The 22026-nt window shown below is 56.6% G+C and carries 18 protein-coding genes; 8 read left to right on the top strand and 10 right to left on the bottom strand.

The genetic code is table 11. The features are described from left to right. Window positions 1-3: 3 nt before the first annotated feature. From NYE74_RS25855 to NYE74_RS25865, 3 genes are all read right to left on the bottom strand, one after another. Window positions 4-492 carry a phosphatidylglycerophosphatase A family protein gene (locus NYE74_RS25855; protein ID WP_155621077.1) on the bottom strand — a complete coding sequence of 163 codons (489 nt, stop codon included), beginning with the start codon at window positions 490-492 and terminating at the stop codon, window positions 4-6. Between the two features lie 213 nt (window positions 493-705). Further along, window positions 706-834 carry a hypothetical protein gene (locus tag NYE74_RS25860; protein WP_278740270.1) on the bottom strand — a complete coding sequence of 43 codons (129 nt, stop codon included), beginning with the start codon at window positions 832-834 and terminating at the stop codon, window positions 706-708. Window positions 835-1923: 1089 nt separating this feature from the next. Further along, window positions 1924-5895, bottom strand: coding sequence for a DNA polymerase III subunit alpha (locus NYE74_RS25865; RefSeq protein ID WP_341005275.1), 3972 nt, complete (start codon window positions 5893-5895; stop codon window positions 1924-1926). 113 nt (window positions 5896-6008) lie between these two features. On the opposite strand from NYE74_RS25865, the gene NYE74_RS25870 reads away from it, so the two are divergent. From NYE74_RS25870 to NYE74_RS25880, 3 genes are all read left to right on the top strand, one after another. Beyond that, window positions 6009-6338, top strand: coding sequence for a YtrH family sporulation protein (locus NYE74_RS25870; RefSeq protein ID WP_036624406.1), 330 nt, complete (start codon window positions 6009-6011; stop codon window positions 6336-6338). Beyond that, window positions 6335-6832, top strand: coding sequence for a hypothetical protein (locus NYE74_RS25875; RefSeq protein ID WP_051985597.1), 498 nt, complete (start codon window positions 6335-6337; stop codon window positions 6830-6832). Before NYE74_RS25870 ends, NYE74_RS25875 begins: the two co-directional genes overlap by 4 nt. Before the next feature lie 984 nt (window positions 6833-7816). After that, the gene (locus tag NYE74_RS25880) at window positions 7817-8116 is read left to right on the top strand and encodes a YtpI family protein (RefSeq protein WP_036628498.1); all 300 of its coding nucleotides are present in this window, start codon (window positions 7817-7819) and stop codon (window positions 8114-8116) included. 228 nt (window positions 8117-8344) lie between these two features. Here the strand turns inward: NYE74_RS25880 and NYE74_RS25885 are convergent, their stop codons facing one another. Together NYE74_RS25885 and NYE74_RS25890 are read right to left on the bottom strand one after the other, a co-directional pair. Next, window positions 8345-9679, bottom strand: coding sequence for a DRTGG domain-containing protein (locus NYE74_RS25885; protein WP_036624407.1), 1335 nt, complete (start codon window positions 9677-9679; stop codon window positions 8345-8347). A 52-nt stretch (window positions 9680-9731) separates the two neighbouring features. Beyond that, window positions 9732-10454, bottom strand: a complete 723-nt coding sequence (locus NYE74_RS25890; protein ID WP_036624410.1) for a YwiC-like family protein — start codon at window positions 10452-10454, stop codon at window positions 9732-9734. Between the two features lie 246 nt (window positions 10455-10700). On the opposite strand from NYE74_RS25890, the gene NYE74_RS25895 reads away from it, so the two are divergent. Together NYE74_RS25895 and NYE74_RS25900 are read left to right on the top strand one after the other, a co-directional pair. Continuing rightward, entirely contained in the window at window positions 10701-10934 is a 234-nt protein-coding gene (locus NYE74_RS25895; protein WP_036624411.1) for a DUF2249 domain-containing protein, read from the top strand. Between the two features lie 20 nt (window positions 10935-10954). Beyond that, a complete protein-coding gene (locus NYE74_RS25900) occupies window positions 10955-11191 on the top strand; it encodes a DUF2249 domain-containing protein (protein WP_036624413.1) in 237 nt (78 codons plus the stop codon). Between the two features lie 546 nt (window positions 11192-11737). Here NYE74_RS25900 and NYE74_RS25905 read toward each other — a convergent pair. Continuing rightward, a complete protein-coding gene (locus tag NYE74_RS25905) occupies window positions 11738-12826 on the bottom strand; it encodes a TIGR04053 family radical SAM/SPASM domain-containing protein (protein ID WP_036624414.1) in 1089 nt (362 codons plus the stop codon). A 5-nt stretch (window positions 12827-12831) separates the two neighbouring features. After that, window positions 12832-14265 (bottom strand): protoporphyrinogen oxidase, encoded by a 1434-nt coding sequence (hemG, locus tag NYE74_RS25910; RefSeq protein WP_124331636.1) that lies wholly within the window; start codon window positions 14263-14265, stop codon window positions 12832-12834. 175 nt (window positions 14266-14440) lie between these two features. Here hemG and ilvB point away from each other — a divergent pair, with 175 nt between their 5' ends. Then, a complete protein-coding gene (gene ilvB, locus NYE74_RS25915; protein ID WP_036624418.1) occupies window positions 14441-16150 on the top strand; it encodes a biosynthetic-type acetolactate synthase large subunit in 1710 nt (569 codons plus the stop codon). A 595-nt stretch (window positions 16151-16745) separates the two neighbouring features. On the opposite strand, the gene NYE74_RS25920 is transcribed toward ilvB, so the two are convergent. From NYE74_RS25920 to NYE74_RS25930, 3 genes are all read right to left on the bottom strand, one after another. Next, on the bottom strand, window positions 16746-17039 hold the full coding sequence (locus NYE74_RS25920; RefSeq protein WP_036624422.1) for a hypothetical protein: 294 nt from the start codon (window positions 17037-17039) through the stop codon (window positions 16746-16748). Between the two features lie 111 nt (window positions 17040-17150). After that, window positions 17151-17495 (bottom strand): YlbF family regulator, encoded by a 345-nt coding sequence (locus NYE74_RS25925; protein ID WP_036624424.1) that lies wholly within the window; start codon window positions 17493-17495, stop codon window positions 17151-17153. Between the two features lie 603 nt (window positions 17496-18098). Next, window positions 18099-19262 (bottom strand): DUF445 family protein, encoded by a 1164-nt coding sequence (locus NYE74_RS25930; protein WP_036624425.1) that lies wholly within the window; start codon window positions 19260-19262, stop codon window positions 18099-18101. 256 nt (window positions 19263-19518) lie between these two features. Between NYE74_RS25930 and NYE74_RS25935 the strand changes: the two genes are divergently transcribed. Together NYE74_RS25935 and NYE74_RS25940 are read left to right on the top strand one after the other, a co-directional pair. Then, window positions 19519-20889, top strand: a complete 1371-nt coding sequence (locus NYE74_RS25935; RefSeq protein ID WP_155620442.1) for a YheC/YheD family endospore coat-associated protein — start codon at window positions 19519-19521, stop codon at window positions 20887-20889. Between the two features lie 14 nt (window positions 20890-20903). Beyond that, a complete protein-coding gene (locus tag NYE74_RS25940; RefSeq protein ID WP_036624429.1) occupies window positions 20904-22016 on the top strand; it encodes a YheC/YheD family endospore coat-associated protein in 1113 nt (370 codons plus the stop codon). The last annotated feature ends 10 nt before the right edge of the window (window positions 22017-22026 follow it).

Raw genomic sequence — 22026 nt, forward strand, 5'->3', positions numbered from 1 at the left:
CTGTTATTTTTGGGAATAAGTGGCGGCATTTTTGTGGTTATGGGCGATTCTGGCCGAAGCGGCCGCGGCTAGTCCGGCCACCAGATCATCCATGAATACGTGGATATCGGAGCCTTTGTTGTTCAGCTTGCCGATGATTTCGGGCTTAACCTTGTCCAAAAACCCAAAACTCGTCAGCCCGATCATTCCGAAAACGCTCGTAATGCCTAATGCCAAAGTTTCATCAACGCCGTACAGCGGCTCATCCGCTTCCATGATCGATTGCAGCGGCTCGGGAAGGAGCTTTTGCTCCGCCAGCTCATCCAAAGCGATCCCCGTAAACAAAGTGTATTGCACCTCTCTTTTTTGCAGCACCGCCTTTACGCTGTCCAAGCACTGCTCCAGCGTCAAATCGTCATGATAGGCAATTTGCAAGGAATACACGATTTGCGCAATTTCCTCCAGCCTAACGCCTCTGCGCAGCAACTGGGCTTCCGCAATTTCATAGGTCATCCGATTTCCTCCTTCATTCCGAAAAAATGCGGTCCGGCTCGGGGCGTGCTCCGAGGCCTGCTCCGGGGCGTGCCCCGAGGTGCGCTCCGGGTCAAGGCCATACCCGCACCGCTGCCTTGTCCCGGCGGGGGAAGCACGGCAACGAATGCCGGCTTCTATGGCATGGCCAACCGTGGTGCGTCACTGTGCGGCCGATTGTGCGTTTACCGCAAACTATACGGGCGCCTCGGTCGACTGGCCGCCGCCAAGCGGCGCAGCACCGCGCGGAGCGGGTGCAGGTGCAGGTGCAGGTGCGGGCGCCAGAGCAGGTGCCGGATGCAGCGCGTTTTTCCGAAATATCATCTCACTCGGGCCCCGGGGGGTCCTTGTTCATGGCGTATTGTGTTCCTAAGTGTATGCTTGAAGCGTAAAAAATGTTCGTTAAAACGGAGCCAAGCCTGAAAATCCGCTGGTATAGGGGGTTCTTATAGAGCTAGAATAGCCAGTATAGCCGGGCGATAGACTTCCGCAGCCTAACACATCGTTCAGATTGGAATTATCCAATAGAATTGGAAATCGAATGGCCGGTCTTCAGCGTAATTGGTAATTTCCAATAGATTAGGAGCGGCACAGTGAAATGGGACGGTTCGCTGCGAATTCTATTGGATATTTCCAAGGAGAGTTCAAAATTCCGTTCGAACTTCGTCCATCTATTGGATTTTTCCAATGTGAGGTAAATGGGGACGAGTGGGCTGCTTTGTATTTTTTGGGCCAGGCTGGGGTTGCCTGCAAAATTAGAAGACCCTGCTGACCGCCCGTGTTACTGGTATCCAATAATCCCAATGCGGCAGAGTCTAACGCCTTTTTGGATCTGTACCGCCTCCACTGTACATCTGGGCTTACCAATAACGAAACCCTCCTTCAATGGTTGCTTGTCGCTTCCATTTTGCAAGGAGGGCTGCTTTTACATCCTTTTCAAGTTAGCTTGCTCGGGAGAAAACATAAGGAAAAAAATGGCGCTATTTCGGCAATCTCCCCACTTTGAGTGAAATAGCGGACATTTATGGCGTTATTTTTTCGTATCGCATGAAAATAGCCATTTTGTGCACCATTCGTTGGGAATTAAGGCCATAAAATTCCGCTAATGGTGTTGAACATGCACATTTCATGAAAATAAGGCCTTAAAGTTCCGCTATTTTTTGGTGATCCACCAGTCTGACTTTTGCACCATGCTCGCTAAGCACTTGCCATACTATCGCCAGGAATGGATGGCAAACACTATTTATGGTACTTACTTAGAGACAAGCTATGTTACTTCCGGATCGATTTGCTAGTCTTTCGCGAAGCGCACCTTTCTCAGCACTTCACCATCAAGTTTTGCCAGGAGCCAAGCAATAGACCGGGCAACGGACATGATGCGAACTTGACCAATGGCAAGAACGCCAAGTCCGGTTATCTCACCTTGACGGTATCCGGACCGAGCATCTGTTCCATTTCGCGGAAAAGCGCGGGGGACGGTTTGATGTTGTAACGTTCGGACAAGGCTAGCAGCTTGCCGGTGCTCTCGTAGAACAGCACCGTCCCGACCGGTCCGGGATGCTGCTCCAGCAGCGTCTTCAGCTGTTCCAGCAGGCGCGCGTTCTCCGCCGCGGCCGTGATTTTGATGAAGACGCGCTGCTGCGCCGGCGGCTTCTGTCCGCGGCGGCCGCCCGCGGCGGGCGGTGCGGCGTTGGCCGCGGCATCGCGGGCGCCGGGACGCCCGGCAGCGGCGCCATGGCCGGGCGCCTGCCCGGCGGCGCCTTGCGGCGCCCCTGCCGGCGCCGGGGCGGCGGGCTCGCGCCGGGGCCGGGCCGCGGCCGCAGGCGCGCCCTGCGCCGCCGCTGCGCGCGCGGGCGGCTGCTCGGCGCCGCCGCTTCGGCTGGCGCTCGCGCCCTTGCCGGCGCTGCCGTTGCCGCCTGCGCGCGAGCCCGCGCCCGCGTCCGCTCCGCCGCCGCTGCCCGCTGCGGCGCTTCTCCCGGCGCCGCCATACGCCCCGCGCCCGCGGGTGAGCCCGCGGCGCAGCTGCGCCAGCGCTGGCGCGCCGAGCGGGGCCACCTCGTCGGCCAGCAGCTTGAAGCCTTCGTCCTGCAGCTGGACGGTGGCGCGCAGCGCAAGCAAGGCCCCCTTGCTGACGTGTGCCGAGCAGCGCCGCCACACTTCGGGAAACAACACGACCTCGCAGCGCTCGATCTGGTCCTCCAGCTCCATGAAGGCCATCGCCTTGCCCTGCTTCGTCGTGATCGCTTTGACCGACACGACCATCCCGGCCACCACCGTCCGGCTTTCATCCGCCGCTTCGGCCAAATCCATCAGCCGGTCGGCGCCTTCCTGCTCAAGCAGCTCATCGTAATCGTCCAGCGGATGGCCGGACAGGTACAGTCCGAGCAGCTCCCGCTCCAATTCCAGCTGCTGCGCGGCGGTAAACGGCCGAACATCCGGGTACTCGATGTCCCAGTTTGGCGTTTCCACAAAATCGAACAGCTGGATTTGCAAATCCTCACGCTCCTTGCGCCATTTAAGCGCGGCTTCCACCGTCTCGTCCAGCATCGCCAGCAGTTGGGCGCGGTGCCCCGGGAGGGAGTCAAACGCGCCGCCCTGAATCAGCGATTCGATAACGCGCTTGTTGCACGTGCGCAGATCGACGCGGCGGCAAAAATCGAGCAGGCTGTCGAACGGCCGCTCCTTCCGCTCGCGCATAATGCTTTCGATCGCCTGGGTGCCGACGTTTTTGATCGCTGCCAGCCCGAAGCGGATCACCCCCAAGGCCGCGGCGGGGCTAACGGGCTCCGCGGCATCTTCTCCGCCGGAAGCGCCGGCCTGCCCCCGCGCCGCCAAGACGGTTTCCGCTGCGGTGACGTCTCCCCCGGCTTCCGGGCCTCCCGCCGTTCCTCCCGCGAAGCTCCCGTCCGCAGCTCCGGCGCCAACCCGAGCCTGCGGCGTAAACAACACGCCGCTTTCGTTCACGTCCGGCGGCAGCACGGTGATGCCCATCCGCCGGCATTCGACGATATACTCCGCCACCTTGTGGTGGCTGCCCATAACGGCTGTCAGCATCGCGGCCATGAACTGGACGGGATAATGCGCCTTCAGATACGCCGTCTGGAACGCCAGCACGCCATAGGCGGCCGCATGCGCCCGCGGGAAGCCGTAATCGGCAAAGCGGACGATCATATCGTATACAGCGTTCGCTTCCTCGGCGGTATAACCCTGGTCCAGGCTGCCGCTGACGAAATGGCCGCGCTGCTCGTCCAGCACCTCCCGCTTTTTCTTCGAGACGGCGCGCCGCAGCAAATCGGCTTCACCCAAGGAAAATCCCGCCATTTTGGAGGCGATTTGCATGATTTGCTCCTGATAAACGATGATCCCATACGTGTCGTTCAGTATTGATTCAAGATCCGGATGCGGAAACTCGACGGTAACCTGCCCGTGCTTGCTGGCGATGTATTTCGGAATGAACTCCATCGGGCCGGGACGGTAAAGCGCGTTCACCGAAATGATATCTTCGAACAACGTCGGCTTCAATTCGCGCAAAACCCGGCGCATCCCCGCCGACTCCAATTGGAACACCCCGGTCGTTTCGCCTCGTCCGAGCATGTCATAGGTAGCCGGATCATTATCGGGAACATGCCGGAAATCGGGGACACTTCCCGTCTGCTCTTCGATCCAGCGCAGGCAGCGCTCGATGATGGACAACGTGCGCAGGCCCAAAAAGTCCATTTTGAGCAGGCCGATCGCTTCCAGGTTTTCCATGGAATATTGGGTTAAAGCGGCATCCTCGCTCCCCGATTGCAGCGGCACCGCATCCGTCAGCGGATCGCGCGAGATGACGACCCCGGCGGCGTGCGTGGAGGCGTGCCGCGGCATGCCTTCCACCTTCATCGCCATGTCCAGCAGCCCTTTGATCCGCGGCGCCGATTCGTACATCGCTTTTAAATCCGGGCTTTCCTTAAGGGCCCGTTCAATCGTGATGCCCAGATGCGCCGGAATCAGCTTCGCCGCCTTGTCGACTTCGCCAAACGGCACATTCAGCGCCCGGCCCACATCGCGAACGGCGGCGCGGGCCGCCATCGTCCCGAACGTAATGATCTGGGCCACGTGCTCGGCCCCGTATTTGCTTGCCACATAGGCGATCACCTCGTCGCGGCGCTCGTCGCTGAAATCGATATCGATATCCGGCATCGTCACCCGCTCGGGATTCAAAAACCGTTCAAACAGCAGGTTATACTTGATCGGGTCGACATCGGTGATGCGCAGCACGTAAGCAACCAGGCTGCCTGCCGACGATCCCCGGCCCGGGCCGGTAACGATCCCGCTGTGGTGAGCGAAGGCAATGAAATCCCAAACGATGAGAAAATAATCGGAAAATCCCATCTTGCCGATCACTTCCAGCTCATAACGCAGCCGCTGCTCAAGCCGTTCCCGATCCGCTTTGTCCTGCCACACGTCCAGATGGCCGTAGCGCTCCTCCAGCCCTTTTTCGCACAGCTCAGCCAAATAGCTCTCCGCGGTCAGCCCTTCCGGAATCGGGCGGTAAGCCGGCAAAATATGGCGGCCGAATTCCAGCTCAAGCTCGCAGCGCTCGGCTATTTTAACCGTGTTGGCCAGCGCCTCGGGCACATGCGGGAACAACGCGGCCATCTCATCCCCGGTTTTCAGGTAGAGCTGGTCCGTGTTCATTTTGAGCCGGTTTTCGTCGTCGACCGTTTTGCCGGTGCCGATGCAAATGAGCACATCCTGAACCTCGGCGTCCTCCCTGTTCAAGTAATGCACATCGTTGGTGGCCGCCAGTTCGATCCCCGTCTCCTGCGCCAGCTGAATAAGCTGGAGGTTTACCTTTTTTTGCTCCGGCAGACCGTGATCCTGCAGCTCCAGATAAAAATCTCCGCCAAACGCCGACTTATAGCGCAGCGCCGCTTTTTTCGCTTCCTCGTAAGATCCGCGCAGCAAATGATGCGGCACCTCTCCGCCCAGACAGGCGCTCAAGCAGATCAGCCCTTCCCGATGCCGCTCCAGCGCCTCCCAATCGATCCGCGGTTTGTAGTGGAAGCCTTCCAGATGGCCGATCGAGACGAGTTTCATCAAATTCCGGTACCCGGTTTCATTTTTAGCCAGCAAAATCAGATGGTGGATCGGCTGATCCTGACGGCTCCCCCGCTCCTTGCGCGAGCCTGCCGTAAAATAAACTTCACAGCCGATGATCGGCTTGATCCCGTGAGCTTTGCACAATTTATAAAAAGGAACCGCGCCGTACATGACACCGTGATCCGTCAGCGCGAGCGCCTTCATGCCGGAAGCCGCCGCTTTGGCGACGAGCTCTTCCAGTCTGGCCGCGCCGTCGAGCAAGCTGTATTCGCTATGTACGTGCAGATGAACGAAGCTGTCCATGCGATCCCCTCCTTTTCGCTTTCAAACTCTATAAATATTTTATCATACATAGCCCAAGCGCGCCCATAGAATGGTAGAGGATAGGACAGACCTCGGAAAGGGGAGCTTGTATCGTGAGTTCGTTTTTGAGCAAAGCGGTTATGGACTTTTTTATCGCATTCGGAATCGTCGTGGGCGGAGCTATGGTTGGCGGGATCGGGGCCGTCGTTTCCCTGCAGCCGCCGACCCAAACGATGCTGGACATCGCCGACCGCATTAAAATTTGGGCGCTTGCCGCCGCGATCGGGGGCACAATCGATCCGATGCGGGTCATCGAAAGCAATTTTTTTGACGGAAACCTGTCCCCGGCCATCAAGCAGATTTTGTATTTGCTGTTTGCATTCTTTGGCGCCCACATGGGTTCCGAGCTGGTGAGATGGATGTGCGGGGGAAGCCGGGGATGAATGAAGCAAAGCGGCCGGAAATCAAGGGATTCCGTCGGTTTTTGCAGCTTGCCGCCGTGTTTATTCTGGGGATGGTGGCGGGAAGCATCGTATACAACGTAATCTATCAGACAAGCTACAACGTGCTGTGGATTCAAAACAAGGATCTGCAAATCCAGCTGCATCAAGCCGAGGAGGACCTCCGGACGCTGAAAAAATACAATAACCGCTCGACCGTGATCAAAGAGATCAAGGTGCGCGTGGAGGAACGGGATCCTCCGCTCGATTCGCTGGCGGTCAAGGAAGTCACCAAGCAGCTCCATGACGAGCTTGAGGTGCTTCGCGGCAGGAACATTTTCGACATCGACTCCGATGCCAAAATGGCCCGGACGCTGCTGAACCGGAAAATCTATATCGTACGCGACAAGGAGTACAGCATCCAGGTTAAAACGATGCTCGTGAGCGAAGGGGTGCTGCAGGTGTGGGTGGATATGCGGCCGTATATCCGGCTCTAACTTTTCATGCTACAATAAGGTTATTAAAAAAACGGAGTTTGATCACGCAGTTGTGTGCTCGAAGCGGATTCGGCATCGAATCTTGAATTCAGCCGGGTCTTCCGGTGCTCACGTACCTTAAACGTACGCTCCGCTCCTCAGCCCCTGGCTTCATCCAACCTTCTCGGTGCTGAAACTCCGTTTTTTTAACTTTTATCGAACCCGGTTATTAAAAAAACGGAGTTTGATCACGAGCACACCCGCAAAAAACAGGCTGACTGCAAGGATGATTGAGACCGGGAAACTGCGGCGGAAAAATAAACACTAGCGTTGCATTAAATCTGACAAGATACATTTTCTAGCCCATACCCATATTTTAACGGTTGCCACAAGCGCTATTTGTTCCAAAAACGTTGATTTTAAATCGTAACGGTTGCCATGGTGCTAATTTCACTGAAATCCGGCTATTTGGGCTTAGATTCAGGCAAATAACAACGCTTACAACCGTTAGAATTTAGAAAAGGCCTTTTTTCGTAAAATAGCAACTGCTACAACCGTTAGATCCCGGGTAGCTTTTTGGGAAATCTTTAATGCAACGCTAGTGAAAAATAAGAGCAAAAAAAGTTGTTATTCCGGCGATATCCGTTCATTTGAGAGAAATAGAGGCAATTTATGCCGTTATTTTCCCCCGATCGCTAGGAAATGCCGTCGCTTTGACCATTCATCGGGAAATAAGGACAAAAAATGGCGCTAAAGGGGATGAACATGCCTGGCTCCGGATAATAAGGACATAAAGTGCCGCTATTTTGAAGGCCACGGTCGGCCGTTCCAGCAATCAGCGGTTCATTGTTCCAGTAATCAGCGGTTCGTTGATGCAGTAGCCGGCTAGCCGGGGTTAAGAGCGCCTATTCCCAAGCCAAGCCGATGATCATCCCCGCGATGATCATCACCCGCATTTTTCAAAGCCATCAAGCCAATTGTAAAAAAGGAGCTGTAGATCTTCCCATGATCCAAACGATTCAATACATTCTGTACGCCGTACTCATTATCGCCTGCGTTTGTTCCGTCTTTTTCAGCTTTAAGTCGCGCCGTTCGCTCGACCCTAAGGTTCGCGGACTGTCCGCCGCCAAAACCAACATCAGCATGGGGGTCACGCTCATTATTTTGGCGCTGATCCAAATGTTCATGTTCAGCGGCTCTTCGCTCCGCGTCGTGATCGGCGCGTTGTTTATGGTGCTGGGCGCGTTTAACATTTTTGCCGGCATCCGCAATCACGGCATCTTTTCCCGCCAAAAGGCGGAGTAGTTAAGCTCATCTATGAGAAATTTATGCCAAGAAATTACCTCCGGAAAGTAGTTGCCTGCTGGAATTTATATGCAGGAAATTCCCCAAAATCCCGGCTCGCCCGAGTCAACTGGCTTGCTCATCCGGTTCGGCTGACTCCGCTGAATTCCGATCTTTCGGCCTTATCCGCATGGTCCGCCCGTGCTGCCTATGAGCGGTTCTTCCAACCGGCCGGTTTCATCCGGCCCGCTATGCGTGATCGATCGATTGCAGCGCCATGACCGCCTTGGAAACGAGATAGTCCTGATAAGTTAACATAATCTCCAGCTTGCAGGCCCGGCGGCTCATTTCCAGCACGACCGGAAGGATGACGACCGGGTTTTCGATCTGCACCGGACGTACGAAATACGTCGTAATGTTGTCGACGACGAAGTCCATGCCGCTTGCGTCCTTGGCGGTGCGCAGGCCGGCCTGGGTCATCAGCGAGGTGAGCACGCCGTGCGAAATCGTGCCGAGGTCGGTAGCCATCTGCGGCGTTATCATCCCGCGGAAAAACAGTTTCCCCTCCGCGTCGCGCTCTTCGGCAAAACCGTTCCACATCAGGTGCTCGAACGTTTCCCCGAGCTGCGGCTGGTTGCGCACGTCGCGCATCGCCTGCAGCACCTCCCGGCGCGTGACGGAAGAAACCAGCTTCCGGTTGCGGTCCACCACCGGCAAAAAATCGATCCCTTCCCAAACCATGATTTGCGCGGCCGAAGCCAGCGACGTCTGCAGTCCCACCGTAATCGGATGGCGCGTCATGCACTTTTCAATGGGCTGATCCCCGCTGAGCTCCTCCACGTTTTTGCGGCTGACGATCCCGATGACCCGGTTCCACTCGTCCACGACCGGAAAATGCTGATGCCCCGTCTCCAGCGACAACTCGTCAAAATCGGAGATATTGCTCGCGGCTTTCAGCATGTTCACCCGCGGCTTACGGGCGACGATATCCTCCACCAGCATGATTTTTTTCTTGATCAACCGGTCGAAAATGGCCCTGTTGATCATGGATGCAACGGTAAACGTATCGTGGCGCGAGGAAATGATCGGCAGCGCCAGCTTGTCCGCCAGCGCTTTGACCTCGCGGCTTGTGCCGAAGCCCCCGGTCACCAGCACCCCCGCTCCCTGCTCCAAAGCGAGCGAATGGGCGTTGTCGCGGTTCCCGATGATCAGCAGGCTTCCGGCGTCGATATACCGCGCCATGGCATCGATTTTCATCGCGCCGATGACGTATTTGTGCAGCGTTTTGTCCAGCCCTTCGCCGCCGCCAAGCACATGTCCCTCCACAATGTCGACCACATCGCCGAACGTAAGCTGATCGGAGATGTTCCGCGGCTTCTTCTCCACGCGAACGGTGCCGATCCGCTCCTTGGTGATGACGATGCCGAGGTTTTCCGCCTCTTTGACCGCGCGGTAAGCCGTTCCCTCGCTCACGCCCATCGCTTTGGCCAGCTTGCGCACGGAAATTTTCGTACCGATCTTAAGTTGTTCGATATGTTGAAGCAGCTGCTCGTGTTTTGTGACGCTTTCTTCCTGCCCCTCCAACTGTTATACCCCCTTGCCCGAATCTGTACTACTCTGTTTCCATTATACACGTTCAGGCATAAGTCATCCATACGGCCGCAAGCACGATCACGGAATAGACAATTTCCATGATTCCGGTTTGCTTTGCCGTGATCCGTATGCGCGGACACCATGCGGCCCTGGCCAGCAGCAGCAAAGCCGGCAGCAATAGCGAAAGGGGGAACAGCCAAGCGGCGAGCAGCGACAATATCAGGTGATAGCTCACGGAATAGAAATAGAACCGGGGGTTGTTCCGCTCGCGGATGATCGTTTTGACGTAAAAAGCCGTGCCCGCGAAATAGCCGATGCTGATCAAAAACAGCTCCACGGCTGCCCCGTAGTCCGTACCTCCGCCCAACCTGAAAGAAACAAACACCATGATGCTGAACTGCACGATGGCGGCGATGTCGTTAACCAGGGCGCGTTCGCGTTTTTGCCTGGCGTAGTAGACGTTGACGGCAAACAGAGGCAGGAACAGCAGGGCCATCAAGATGATGTCGGGGCGAAGCAAGGCGAGCGCCGTTCCGGCAGGGACGAGAAGCGTTCCATACAGCAAGGCCGGTTTGCGGTAGCGATCGCCTTTGCCCGTGCGGACCCACTGCAGCAAAGGAAACATCAGCAAGTAGATCAGCAGCCAGCAAGCAAACAGCAGGGCATGGATCCACCCGGGGGTCGAGGCGGCCATGCCGAACAGGAACGGAAGGACCAACATCGCCCAGGCTCCATGCTGATTGGGGATATAATGCTTCAAGCGCATGACGGCGTCCTCTCCTTATTTTTCAAATGGATGGGGCAAATTACGGATCATTATATCCGCCGGAGGAAATCGCTCCAGTGACGCCGGTCACTGTAATCATGACAGCTTCCCAACAGAAAAAAGAGCGAATATCGTGCCGTTTTTTATCTTGTGACTGATATCACAATCCATTCCGAAGCCGTTGATATAATGAGGGCGAACGATAAGATTTTAAATTTTAACTAATCAATTAGGGAGGACTTCAAAATGAATCCGATTAAAGCAACCGTAAACGCCACCGAGTATCCGCCGCAGCTTAAGCATAAAACTATTTTTGACGCTTACGAAGCCCTGCATCCGGGAGAAGCCATGCTGCTGATCAACGATCATGACCCGGTGCCGCTGCGTTATCAATTTGAGGCGATGCATCCCGGACGGTTCACTTGGGAGTATCTTGAAGAAGGGCCGGACACATTCCGGGTGAAAATCGGCAAAAATTAAAGTTTGGAGGTGGACGAATCATGGAGAACCGGGTTGTCGAGCTTGATGTACGCCCGCAGCTGCGCCAGGGAGCGGAGCCGTTAGGAATCATTATGAGCACCGTTAAGCAGTTGAAGGGAGGCGAGATTTTCGTCCTGCACGCCACGCTCAAGCCCGTTCCGCTGCTGAAGCTGATGGAACTTAGAGGGTACCGCAATCAATGCGAGCAGGTGGCGGAGGAGCACTGGAAAGTAACCTTCGAACGAAAAAGCAAGTGAACCCCCGGAAATCAAAGGCTAGAGGCAAGCGGCAAGCGGGTTTCTTGACCCGGGAATGTACGGCCGTTAAAGCGAAGGAGGATACGGGAACCGGTGATGCCGGCCCCTGTATCCTCTCTTTTTGCATAGCTGCCGCAACGGTTCGGCCGAGCAGCCGCAATATTCCAGACTGTTGAGAAAGTCTTTAGACTTTTCCATAATTTAAAATTTTGTGTGGTGACTCTCGCCTTCGCAAAGAAAAATCGATTTAAAACGATCTGCCGGCAACAGACCGTGGCCTGGAGCGAGACTAGCTATCCGGAGGCTTTGCACGATTATCCCGTTTGAGCAGGTGACCTGACTTCCTGAACCATAGGGATAATCGTGCAAAATGGTCTGGAGAGCCCCCACATCTACGTCATCATTTATTTTATCAAGCACTGATTTTGGACTTGAGCCCGAATTTTGTGTTCAAATTTTAAAAATGGACTTTCTCAACAGTCTGAATATTCGCGAAAAATCCGTTTCCTTGAGTTCCTCGAGCTCCTCAAGCTCCACGACCGGAAGCTACTTCCGCTCATACCCCCGCGGTACATAAGCACAGTACGGATCGCTTTCCAGATAATCGCCGGTCACGGCGTACGCCCTGGCCCGGGAACCGCCGCAAAGCTGCTTGTACTCGCAGGCGCCGCATTTGCCTTTCAGCAATGTCTTGTCGCGGAGCTGCCGCATGACGGGCGAGTTCCGGTATATGTCGGATAGCGAAGAATCCCTGACGTTGCCGCAGCTTACCGGCAAAAATCCGCTCGGGTACACCTCGCCGGTATGGCTGATAAACACGAAGCCGTCCCCGTCGTTAACGCCCTTGGGCGAACGGCCGAGCACATCTTTGCGCTTCACCGCCCCGGCCTCTTCGCCGGCACCGCCTCCGCGCTTTTGCTGCTGTAAAAACACACGGCGATAGTGCGGCGCCTCCGTCGCTTTGATGCCGTAAGGCATCGCCCGCTGCATCTTGGCCAGCCATTCCATCACCCGTTCATGCTCCTCGGGCGTAATCATGTCCCTCACCATCCCCCGGCCCGTCGGCACGAGGAAAAACACGCTCCAAAGCACGGCCCCCATCTCCTTTACCGCTTCGGCGATCCGCGGCAGGTCGTCCAGGTTGTAGCGGGAGACCGTCGTGTTGATCTGGATCGGAATATCGAGCTGTTGCAAAAAACCGATCCCTTTCATCGTCATTTCATAGGAACCCGGTGTTCCGCGAAAATGATCATGGATTGCGGCCGTCGAACCGTCAAGGCTAAATGCCCAGCGGGACAAGCCGACCTCCTTGGCCTTACGCACGGCGGAAAATGTGACCCGCGGCGTGGCGCTTGGCGTCATCGAGACCGGCAGCCCTTTGTCCTGAATCGCGTACCGGGCCAGCTCGAACAAATCGGGGCGCATCAGCGGATCGCCGCCGGTAAACACGAACAGCGGTTTATCCATTTCCGCGATATCGCCGATCAGCTTCTTCCCTTCCTCGAGGCTAAGCTGGCGCGGATCGGGATGATACTGGGCTTCCGCCCGGCAGTGCAGGCATTTTAACGCGCAAGCCCGCGTCACCTCCCAGATGACGATAAACGGATTTACGTTGTAGTCCCTGTCTTGAATCATTTGCCTCACCGTCCATCCCTCAAATAAGCCGCCATGCTTTCAGCGGCTTCCTTGCCCTGCCGGATGCAGTCGGGAATGCCTACGCCGGCATATCCCGCGCCGCACAGCAGCAGCCCCGGCTTCGCCCGGCACAATGCCCCGCGCAGCGCCTCAAGCCGCTCGACATGCCCGACCGGATATTGGGGCATCGACTCCGGCAAAGCGGCGAGCTCGCAAAACAGCGGGCTGGCGGCGATGCCCAGCAAATCGCGCAGCTCGGCGGCCACCCGGCGCTCGATGTCGGCCCTGCACATCGCGGTCCATGCCTCGTCGCCCAGGCGGCCGATATAGGCTCGCAGCAGCGCTTTATCGCCGGGAGCCGAATGCAGCCATTTCGAAGAAACCCAGGTAATGGCCGTAATCATTCGCCCCTCCCCGCGCGGGATAAGCACGCCGGAGCCGTTCAAATCGTGCGGAACGTCTTCCCGCCGGTAGGCGAAGGCTAAATTGGCCACGGACACATAACGGATCCGCTCCAGGTAAGCGGCTTCGGGAACGCCATCCAATAGCCGGGCCGCAGCAAAAGCAGGAACTGCCAAAATGACTCCGTCCGCGTTCAAACGCTCGCCCCCGCTTAAGTTAAGCTCATAACCCGCCTCTTGCTGCGACAGTCCGGTTACCGCCTGGCCGGTAATTATTTTCTCTTCGCTTAGCGATTCCTCCAGCGCTTCCGTCAGTCCCTCCAAACCGCCCGTCAACGTCAGAAACATGCTGGTTTGCGCGGCCTTCGGCAGCGGGACCTGGCTTCCCCCCGGCCGCGGCGGCTGCTTTTTGCCGGCCAGCAGCCCAAGGATCAGGCTGCGGTGCTTGCGCTCCATCTCCATAAACTGCGGAAACGTCGCTTTCAAGCTAAGCTGTTCGGTGTCCCCGGCATATATGCCGGCTAGAAGCGGCTCCGTCATCTGCTCCAGCACTTCTCTGCCGAGCCGGCGGCGGATGAAGCCGCCGAGCGATTCGTCGCCGCCGCCGCGCCGCGCGGGAAGCAGCAGATCCATCGCGGCCCGCAGCTTGCCGGCCGGAGAGAGCAGCCCCGTCTTGACCATCGGCCACATTTGCGTCGGTATGCCGAGCATCAGCCCCGGCGGCATGGGATGGAATTTGCCGCGATGCAATATATAACTTCGCTTCGCCTGCGGATTCGTTCCCGCCAGCTTATCCTCCAGCCCGAGTTCCCGGATCAATTCCAGCGCGGCGGGCTTGCGCGCGATCATTGAATCCGGGCCCTGTTCTATCGTAAAGCCGTCACGTCGTAGGGAACGGATTTTGCCGCCCAGCCGATCGGACTGTTCCACGAGGGTAACCCCAGCGTTTACCCCCTGTTCACGCAGCAATTTACGCACGTAATAAGCCGCGCTTAACCCGGTTATGCCTCCGCCGATGACGGCGATTTTTTTGCTCACGTTTAAGTTTCGACCTCCTTAATGCCGCAAGCCAAACGCCTCATGCTTAAGCGGCCTATGAACTCCTAATGCTATCGTAACCTCCGGACCCCCGCGCATTTTATGACTGGAGTCACTCCGAGATCAACATTTCTCGGTTAAAATTGTCAAAAATCAAACGGAAAGGAAGCTAACGATGAGTATAAACCAGACATTGCGGCTTAAAACGGGAGCAGAGCTGTTGATCGAATGCTTGCTGGAGGAAAAAGCCGATACGATTTTCGGGTATCCCGGCGGAGCGGTGATCCCGATTTATGACGCGCTCTATGAATGCTCCGGCATCCGGCATATTCTGACCCGGCACGAACAGGCCGCCGTACATGCGGCGGACGGTTATGCGCGGGTTACGGGACGGGCCGGCGTGGCCCTGGTCACCTCGGGACCGGGAGCTACGAACGCGGTGACGGGGATTGCCAACGCCTTTATGGACTCGGTGCCGCTGGTGGTGTTGACGGGGCAGGTATCCACCGATCTGATCGGGCGCGACAGCTTTCAGGAAGTGAACATTTTCGGCATGACGATGGATGTGACGAAACATAATTATGCCGTTACGGATATCGCCCAATTGCCGCGGATCGTGAAGGAAGCCTTTTATATCGCCACGACGGGAAGACCCGGACCAGTGCTGATCGATCTGCCCAAAAATATAATGGCGGCCAAAACGGGGCTGGTTCCGGCCCTGCAAGCTTCGATCCGCGGCTATCAACCCGCCCCGCCGATTCCTGACGAGTCCGCAGGCCTCATCCGGGTCAAACTTCGGGCATCCCGCCGCCCGGTTCTCGTAGCCGGAGGCGGGGTAGTCTCGTCCGGCGCCGCCGAGGAGCTCGTCCGGTTCGCCGAGAACGCCGGGATTCCCGTCGCGACTACGCTGATGGGGATCGGGGCTTTTCCCTCCCGGCATCCGCTGTACCTCGGCATGCTCGGCATGCACGGCACCTATGCCGCCAACCGGGCCGTCCATCAGGCCGACCTGCTTATCTGCCTCGGCACGAGGCTAAACGACCGTTTGTCCGGCAAAGCCAAATCGTTTTCCCCGCAGTCCTGGAAGATCCAGGTCGATGTCGACGATGCCGAGCTGGACAAAAATATCCCCATGGATCTGAGCATCCAGGGGGGTATTCGGGAACTGCTGGCCCAGCTGAACGCTCAACCCTGCGATAGCCTGGGAAGCGAATGGGCGGAAGACGCCGCCGGCTGGGAACGAAAGGTCCCGCAATTTACCGCCTCTGACGGCAAAAGCACGTTGAACCCGCAGGAAGTCATTAAGCTGCTCGACAAACTGACGGAGGGCAATGCGGTCGTGGCTACGGATGTCGGACAGCATCAAATCTGGACCGCTCACCACTACAGATTTTCCCGCCCCCGTTCATTCCTGACTTCAGGCGGACTCGGCACGATGGGCTTCGGCTTCCCCGCCGCCATCGGCGCGGCGATCGCCCTGGAGGGCGATGACCGGCCGATCCTGTGCGTGACCGGAGACGGGAGCTTTCAAATGAACCTGCAGGAATTAATGACGGCCGTCGACTACCGGCTGCCGGTTAAAATCGCCATCCTGAACAACGGTTATTTGGGCATGGTCCGGCAGTGGCAGCAGCTGTTTTATGAACGGCGTTATTCCTCCGTGCAAATTTCCTCGCCGGACTTTGCGGCCTTCGCGAACGCCTACGGGGTCCCCGGATTTCGCGCGCAGACGGTGCAGGAGGCCGAACTTGCGATTCGCCAGGCGCTGGAAATTCCGGGCCCCGCGTTAATGGAGTTCAACGTCCGGGAAGAGCAGAACGTCTATCCGATGGTGCCGCCCGGAGAAAGCAACGACAAGATGCTGACGGGCGAAGGCGAGCTGTAGCTCCCGGTGGAAGCATGGCCCAGGCAGGCAAAACCAAAGTCCCCGGTGCTGCTGCACATCAAAGAAGGGAACGGATTCTCGTAGTAGAACAGAAGAGGAAATGGGTATGGGGTGGAAGGTTTACGGCCCGCCTTTAGAGTCAGGTTCTAACCTTAAAGCAAGTTTGATAAGAACCTGAAACTTACAGCGGGTGGACCCCCATATCCATCCCTCCCCTTGCGCTGAGCGTATGGGTTTGCGCGGGCAAAGGACCTCGCCGGCGGCGAGGTTTTTCCTGGGCCGGGGCTCTTGCTGATTTATGGACGCTGCGCCAACGCACTCCAGAGACTTTGTCCGCCCGTTTCCCGGATATTTCCCAACCTAGCTAACGGACCCATATAACTATTTTGCGCTAAACGAGCTCACCTTGGCCAATTCGAGGTAAATAAAACTCCTTCCCTCCTCTACCTGCGCGTCGTCCTCTACCCTGCCGAGTTTTTTTAAAATAATGCAAATAAGGGCCCCCGAGAAGAACCGTCTTCGTCGGGAAAGCCCTTTTTGTCTTAGCCCAAGCTCGGCATGGTTCCAACGAACCCGCCTTGCCGGGCAACCGGCGTTATACACTCTGGCCGCGGCCGCCTTCCTCCTGCCACTTTAGCTCCCATTCCCGAAGTTTGGCCCGCCGGATTTTGTCGAGCTCGCGTTGCTTCTCTTCGCTAACGCCCAGCAAAAAATGCAGATGAGCCCCGATCACGAGAAAGGCAAAACCCGCCCAGACCGCGCCGAACAGCGATACCCAGCCGGCCCCTGGATCAAAGGAAATGAGCGGCAGCGCGTACACGAGCATCGCCAGCGCCAGAATCAAATAAACGACATGCTTCCATTTGTTCGGTTTCTTTACCGTTTTCATCTTTCGCAGCTCCTTCATTTCATAGATTAAGAGATTCGCACTCTCGCCTGTCCTCTTGTTCTCTTCTAATCTATGAAGGGAAACGAAAGAATATGAGAACCTTTTTAAGTTTTACATTCCCGCCCCGTACAAATGCTGCAAGCTGTCCGTAATGATCTTGTTGATGTCCTGGATAATGATGCTAAGCCGGCGTTCCGCGTCAAACAGACGGCGAATGTTCAGGTTCAGGCTCAGCGCCTCGAACTGCTTCTCCATCTGTTCCATTTCTTCGGGAGACGGCATTTCCCCCGCCATCATCCGCTGCTGCGCCGCGTTTTGGCGGACGCGGAAATCGTCCAGCATCCGTTTACCCTCCGGGTCGGCTTCTATAAGCTTCAACGCATCCGTAATTTCCGCCACTTCCGGGCTGTCCTTCAAGGCTGCCGCCAAATCATGCGCTTTGTCATAAATATTCATCCGTTTTCCTCCTAAAATTGGCCTTATTCAAAAATTTATGCTTTCTTCGGAAAAATAATTTTGGAACGCTAGCTAACATAAGAACAAAAAATGCCGCTAATGGAGATGGACAGGCTCATATCAAGATAATAAGCACATAAATTTCCGCTATTTTTGCCGCCGTCACCGAAGGAGGCACCGGCGCGAAATTCTGAACGCTGCATCCCATTAATGCTGCAACGCCGCTAACCCTGCGTCACACTCCGCTATCCCTGCATCACTCCACTATCCCTGCGTCAAATGAGCAGAAGCAATTCGCCGGCCGCCATTACTTTCGCACCACGCGCAGCTCCCGGCGCGCGGTGCGAAACCATCTCCGGCACTCGGAACGTCAAAGTTATGCGGCAAAAGCCTGCACCACGGCGCCCGAGATGCGGTGAACCCTTCTTACCACACTACCTAACACTATCTAACATTACCTGACTTTATCCAGTATTACCAAGCATTGACTAAAGTTGCCTAATTTTACCTTATTTTACCCATAATTACCTAACTTTACCCAGCATTGCCCCAACGTTACCTATAATCACCCAAAATCATCAATTCCACCCAGTATTACCCGCTTTACCTTGCCACCAGCATCAACAAAGACTGGAACAAGCCGATGCCCCCGCCGAGCAGCACGCCCAGCCAGGTGATCGCGCGGAATTCCTTGCCGGACACGCTGAGGATGATCTCCTCGAGGCGTTCCACCGGGAATTTCCGCACCTGCTCCTCAACCAGCTGCGGCAGTTGAACGGCCTGCATGGCCGCGGGGATCCCCTGAGCCGTGAGGCGCAGCGCCCGTTCGGCCACCGCGGGAATCGCCGCGGCCGCCCGCTCCTTCCAGGGGGCCAGCAAGGAGCGGAGCGGCATTCCTTCCGCCTGTTCGATCCATGCTTCCACCGGCAGAAGCTCCAGCTTCCCCATAAGCCAGTCCAAAGCCTCCTCCCCGGTCAGGGCGGCAAGCAGCTCCGCGGCCGGTTTGTCTCCGTACTGCTCAAGCCGCGTTTCGATCGCCTTCGCCGTTTTGCTTACCGCCTCCTCCCCTCGCAGCGCCCGGACAAGGGCCGGCGTCAGCTTTTGCACCAGCTTATCTTCATCCACAAAGATCGCCGCCATCGTTCCGAGGAATCCGCCGGCCTTGTCCATCAGGCCCGAAGCCATCTTGGACAGCATCCGCTGCCCTGCGGCCGACAGCAGCTCTTCTTCCACCGCCTGCAGAATCGCTTCCGCCGCGGCGGTGCTCCATTTCTTGCGGCTTGCCTCCGACCAGCCGGGAATGAGCTTTTTTAGAGGAATGCTATCCCACTCGTAACGCCGCCACAGGCTTTCAAATCCTGCCGCCGACGCACGCCGCGCCTCGGCGGCCAGCCGCGGTTTCAGCGCTTCCCATCCCGCTTCGCCCCATATCCGCACGGCCGCATCGCCAAGCGTCAACGTGCTTGCCTCCCAGCGCTCGATCAAACCTTGCAAATACCCCTCCGCTTTTTGCCGGAAGGCCGGCCGCTGCACGGTCTCCTGCAGCCCTTCGGCCGTAACCAGGTATTCCGCCACCACCCGGCCCAGCGACTCGGCGATATCGTCCCGCCGCTTCGGAATAAGCCCCGGCGTAAACGGAACCTTGAACTTGCCGATATGTACCGGATTTCTGGGGTGAAACAGCATCTTAATCGCAAAATGATTGGTTATTCCGCCCACGAAGGCAGCCACCACCACGTTAATGACAACATAAAGCCAATCGGCCACCCAGGTTTCCTCCTTTATCTTAGGCAATTACCTAATATCTTAGGCTACTACCTAACTCTTCGCTCGCAGTTTCCGCTTTCAGCCCGCGCCCGGACCGGGAAACATTGCTTCATCACCCGCCCGATAGCCCGCGAAAACGGGCATAGGTCAATCACCAAGGATTCTATGTCCTCATATGATGCATTACATGCATTTGACGCAGACGATCTTTGCTTGCATCCAAGACTCAAGCTTAGCTTGGAAGGAGATCCGCTACATGCCCTCCAAAAAAATGACGGTACAGATCATGAGTCCGGGCCTGCTTGAAGACGATACTCTCGCGCTCGGAGACATGCTGATCAAACAGTGGAAAATACCGACCGATCTTCCACTCTTCCTGGCCTTCGGATCATTCCGGCACAGTGTAAAAGTCATCCCTTTAACCAGATCCGACGGAGTTCGAATGAGTGCTGGACTTGCAAGGAAAATGGGAATTCAGCCGCGATCGCCGCTGCGGCTCACATATCGCCCTCATTCATCTACCATTCAATTCGGCCCCTTGCTCGGCGTTTTGCTTAGCCAGGACTATGCGGAAAATCCGGAAAGACCTTTCGGTAAAATGACGTTATTTTGCAGGGAACTCGCAAACGCCTGCTCCAGGCAAGGGGTGTATGTCTACTTTTTTACGCCGGAGCATATCGGCAAAAATTCCGAACAAGTGTCCGGCTGGGTCTTCTACAAAGACGAATGGAAAAAGACCCAATTGCCGGCCGCAGACGTATTTTACAATCGGCTGACCTCCCGCAAACTGGAGAACAAACCTAGCGTACAGCATTTTATGAAAGAAGTAAAATCCCGTTACGGGAGCCATTTTTTCAACGAGAAATATCTCGATAAAACCGAGGTGTTCGACGCGCTGGCCAAAGACGGCTCGCTGCTCCGTTATTTGCCGGAATCCCATCTGTTCCGGGGCTACTCCATGCTCAAAGCCATGTGCGCCAAATACCCGATCGTTTTTTTGAAGCCGGTCAAAGGCAGTTTGGGAAAAGGGATCATTCGCATTTCAAGGCTCGAAAACGGCGTCTATCAGGCGCTAACCACCCAGGTCGGCGGTACGCGGCGCCATACCTATCCCAGCCTAACCAAGCTTTTCTCCGCCTTGTCCGGCCGCATGAAGGCGACCCGGTACCAGATTCAGCAAGGGCTGCACCTGATCGAGATCGATCATCGGCCGGTCGATTTCCGCGCTCTTGTCCAGAAAAATCTGGCCGGCAAGTGGAGCACGACCTCGATCGTCGCCCGGATTGCCGGAAACCAGCACTTCGTGTCCAACCTGGCCCGCGGAGGCACGCTAAGCACGGTTAAGGAGGCGATCTCGCGCAGTTCGTTGCAGCCGGGAATGAAGAGCAGGGTCGGCGCCAGATTGAGAAAGGCGGCGCTGGACATCGCCCAGGGCGTTGACGCCAATTTGCCGGCCCATTTCGGGGAATTCGGCATCGATCTGGCGGTCGACATCAGCGGCCGGGTTTGGCTGATTGAGGTCAACTCCAAACCTTCCAAAAACGACAACACCCCGATGGGCGCCGGAAAGATCCGCCCGTCGGTCAAGCGAGTTATAGAATACACCCGCTATTTGTCCGGCTTCTAAGGAGGAATCATCCGATGGATCATGCTCTCAAAGGCAGCGTCGGCGTTCTTGTCGCCGAAAGCGAAGGCCCGCTTCCTTTCGCTGAAGCTTCTTTTTGCCGCAAGCTTTGCCGGATCGGCGAAAGGAAGGGCGTGTGCGTTTACGTATTTTGTTTGCCTTCGATTTCGGAGGGCAACGCAAGCGGGATTCCGGGTTACATGTTTGAGCGGGGAGGCTGGGTCCGCAAACGGCTCCCCCTGCCGGATATCATTTATGACCGCTGCCTGACCTATGACCGCAAAGGGCAGCTGCGCAAACAGCGCCTGCTGTCTAAGCTGGCCGCCAAACATCCGTATATCTACCTGGCGCGGGGGCTTGCGGGAAAATGGGCGGTATACCAGGCGTTAAGCAAATACCGGGATCTCGCTCCTTATTTGCCGGAAACCGCGCTGTACGAAGGTCCGCTGCAGCTCGCCGAATGGCTTGAAGCCCATGACGGAGAGGCTTTTCTGAAACCCCGAAACGGTACGCACGGCAAAAGGACGCTTTACGTCAAGCTGACGGACTCCGGCAAGGGAATGGGAATGGTCGGCCGGAGCGGCAGCAACGCGTTGTTTAAACGGCGTTTCTCTTCCCGTAAAGCCGGGCTGGAATGGATCGATAAGTTTATCGGAGCCCGCCCCTTTCTGATCCAGCCTTATCTGCAGTTAAACAACGCGCAAGGCGAGCCGTTCGATATTCGAGTTCTCATGCAAAAAAACGAAAAAGGGGAATGGAGCTTAACGGGAATGGCGGTGCGGGTCGGTCCGAAGCATTCGCTGACCTCCAATCTTCACGGCGGCGGCACGGCGCATCAAGCGCTGCCTTATCTGATTCGGGAGCTTGGGGAAGACGGCGGTAAATCCGTCGTTCAAACCATCCGCCATCTGTCCTTGCGGGTACCGGAATACCTGGAGTCCCGCTTCGGCCGCCTGGCTGAACTTGGCCTCGATTTCGGCGTGGACCGCGAGGGCCGCGTTTGGATCCTGGAGGTGAATTCCAAACCGGGACGGACTTCGTTTTTCCGGATCGGCGACCCGATAAGCGCCCGAAAATCGATTGAAAATCCGATTTCCTACGCCCGTTATTTGCTTCTGAGCAAACCCTGAAAACGTTTAG

Source organism: Paenibacillus sp. FSL P4-0127 (genome assembly GCF_038007325.1).
In the GTDB taxonomy this organism is placed as follows: domain Bacteria; phylum Bacillota; class Bacilli; order Paenibacillales; family Paenibacillaceae; genus Fontibacillus; species Fontibacillus macerans.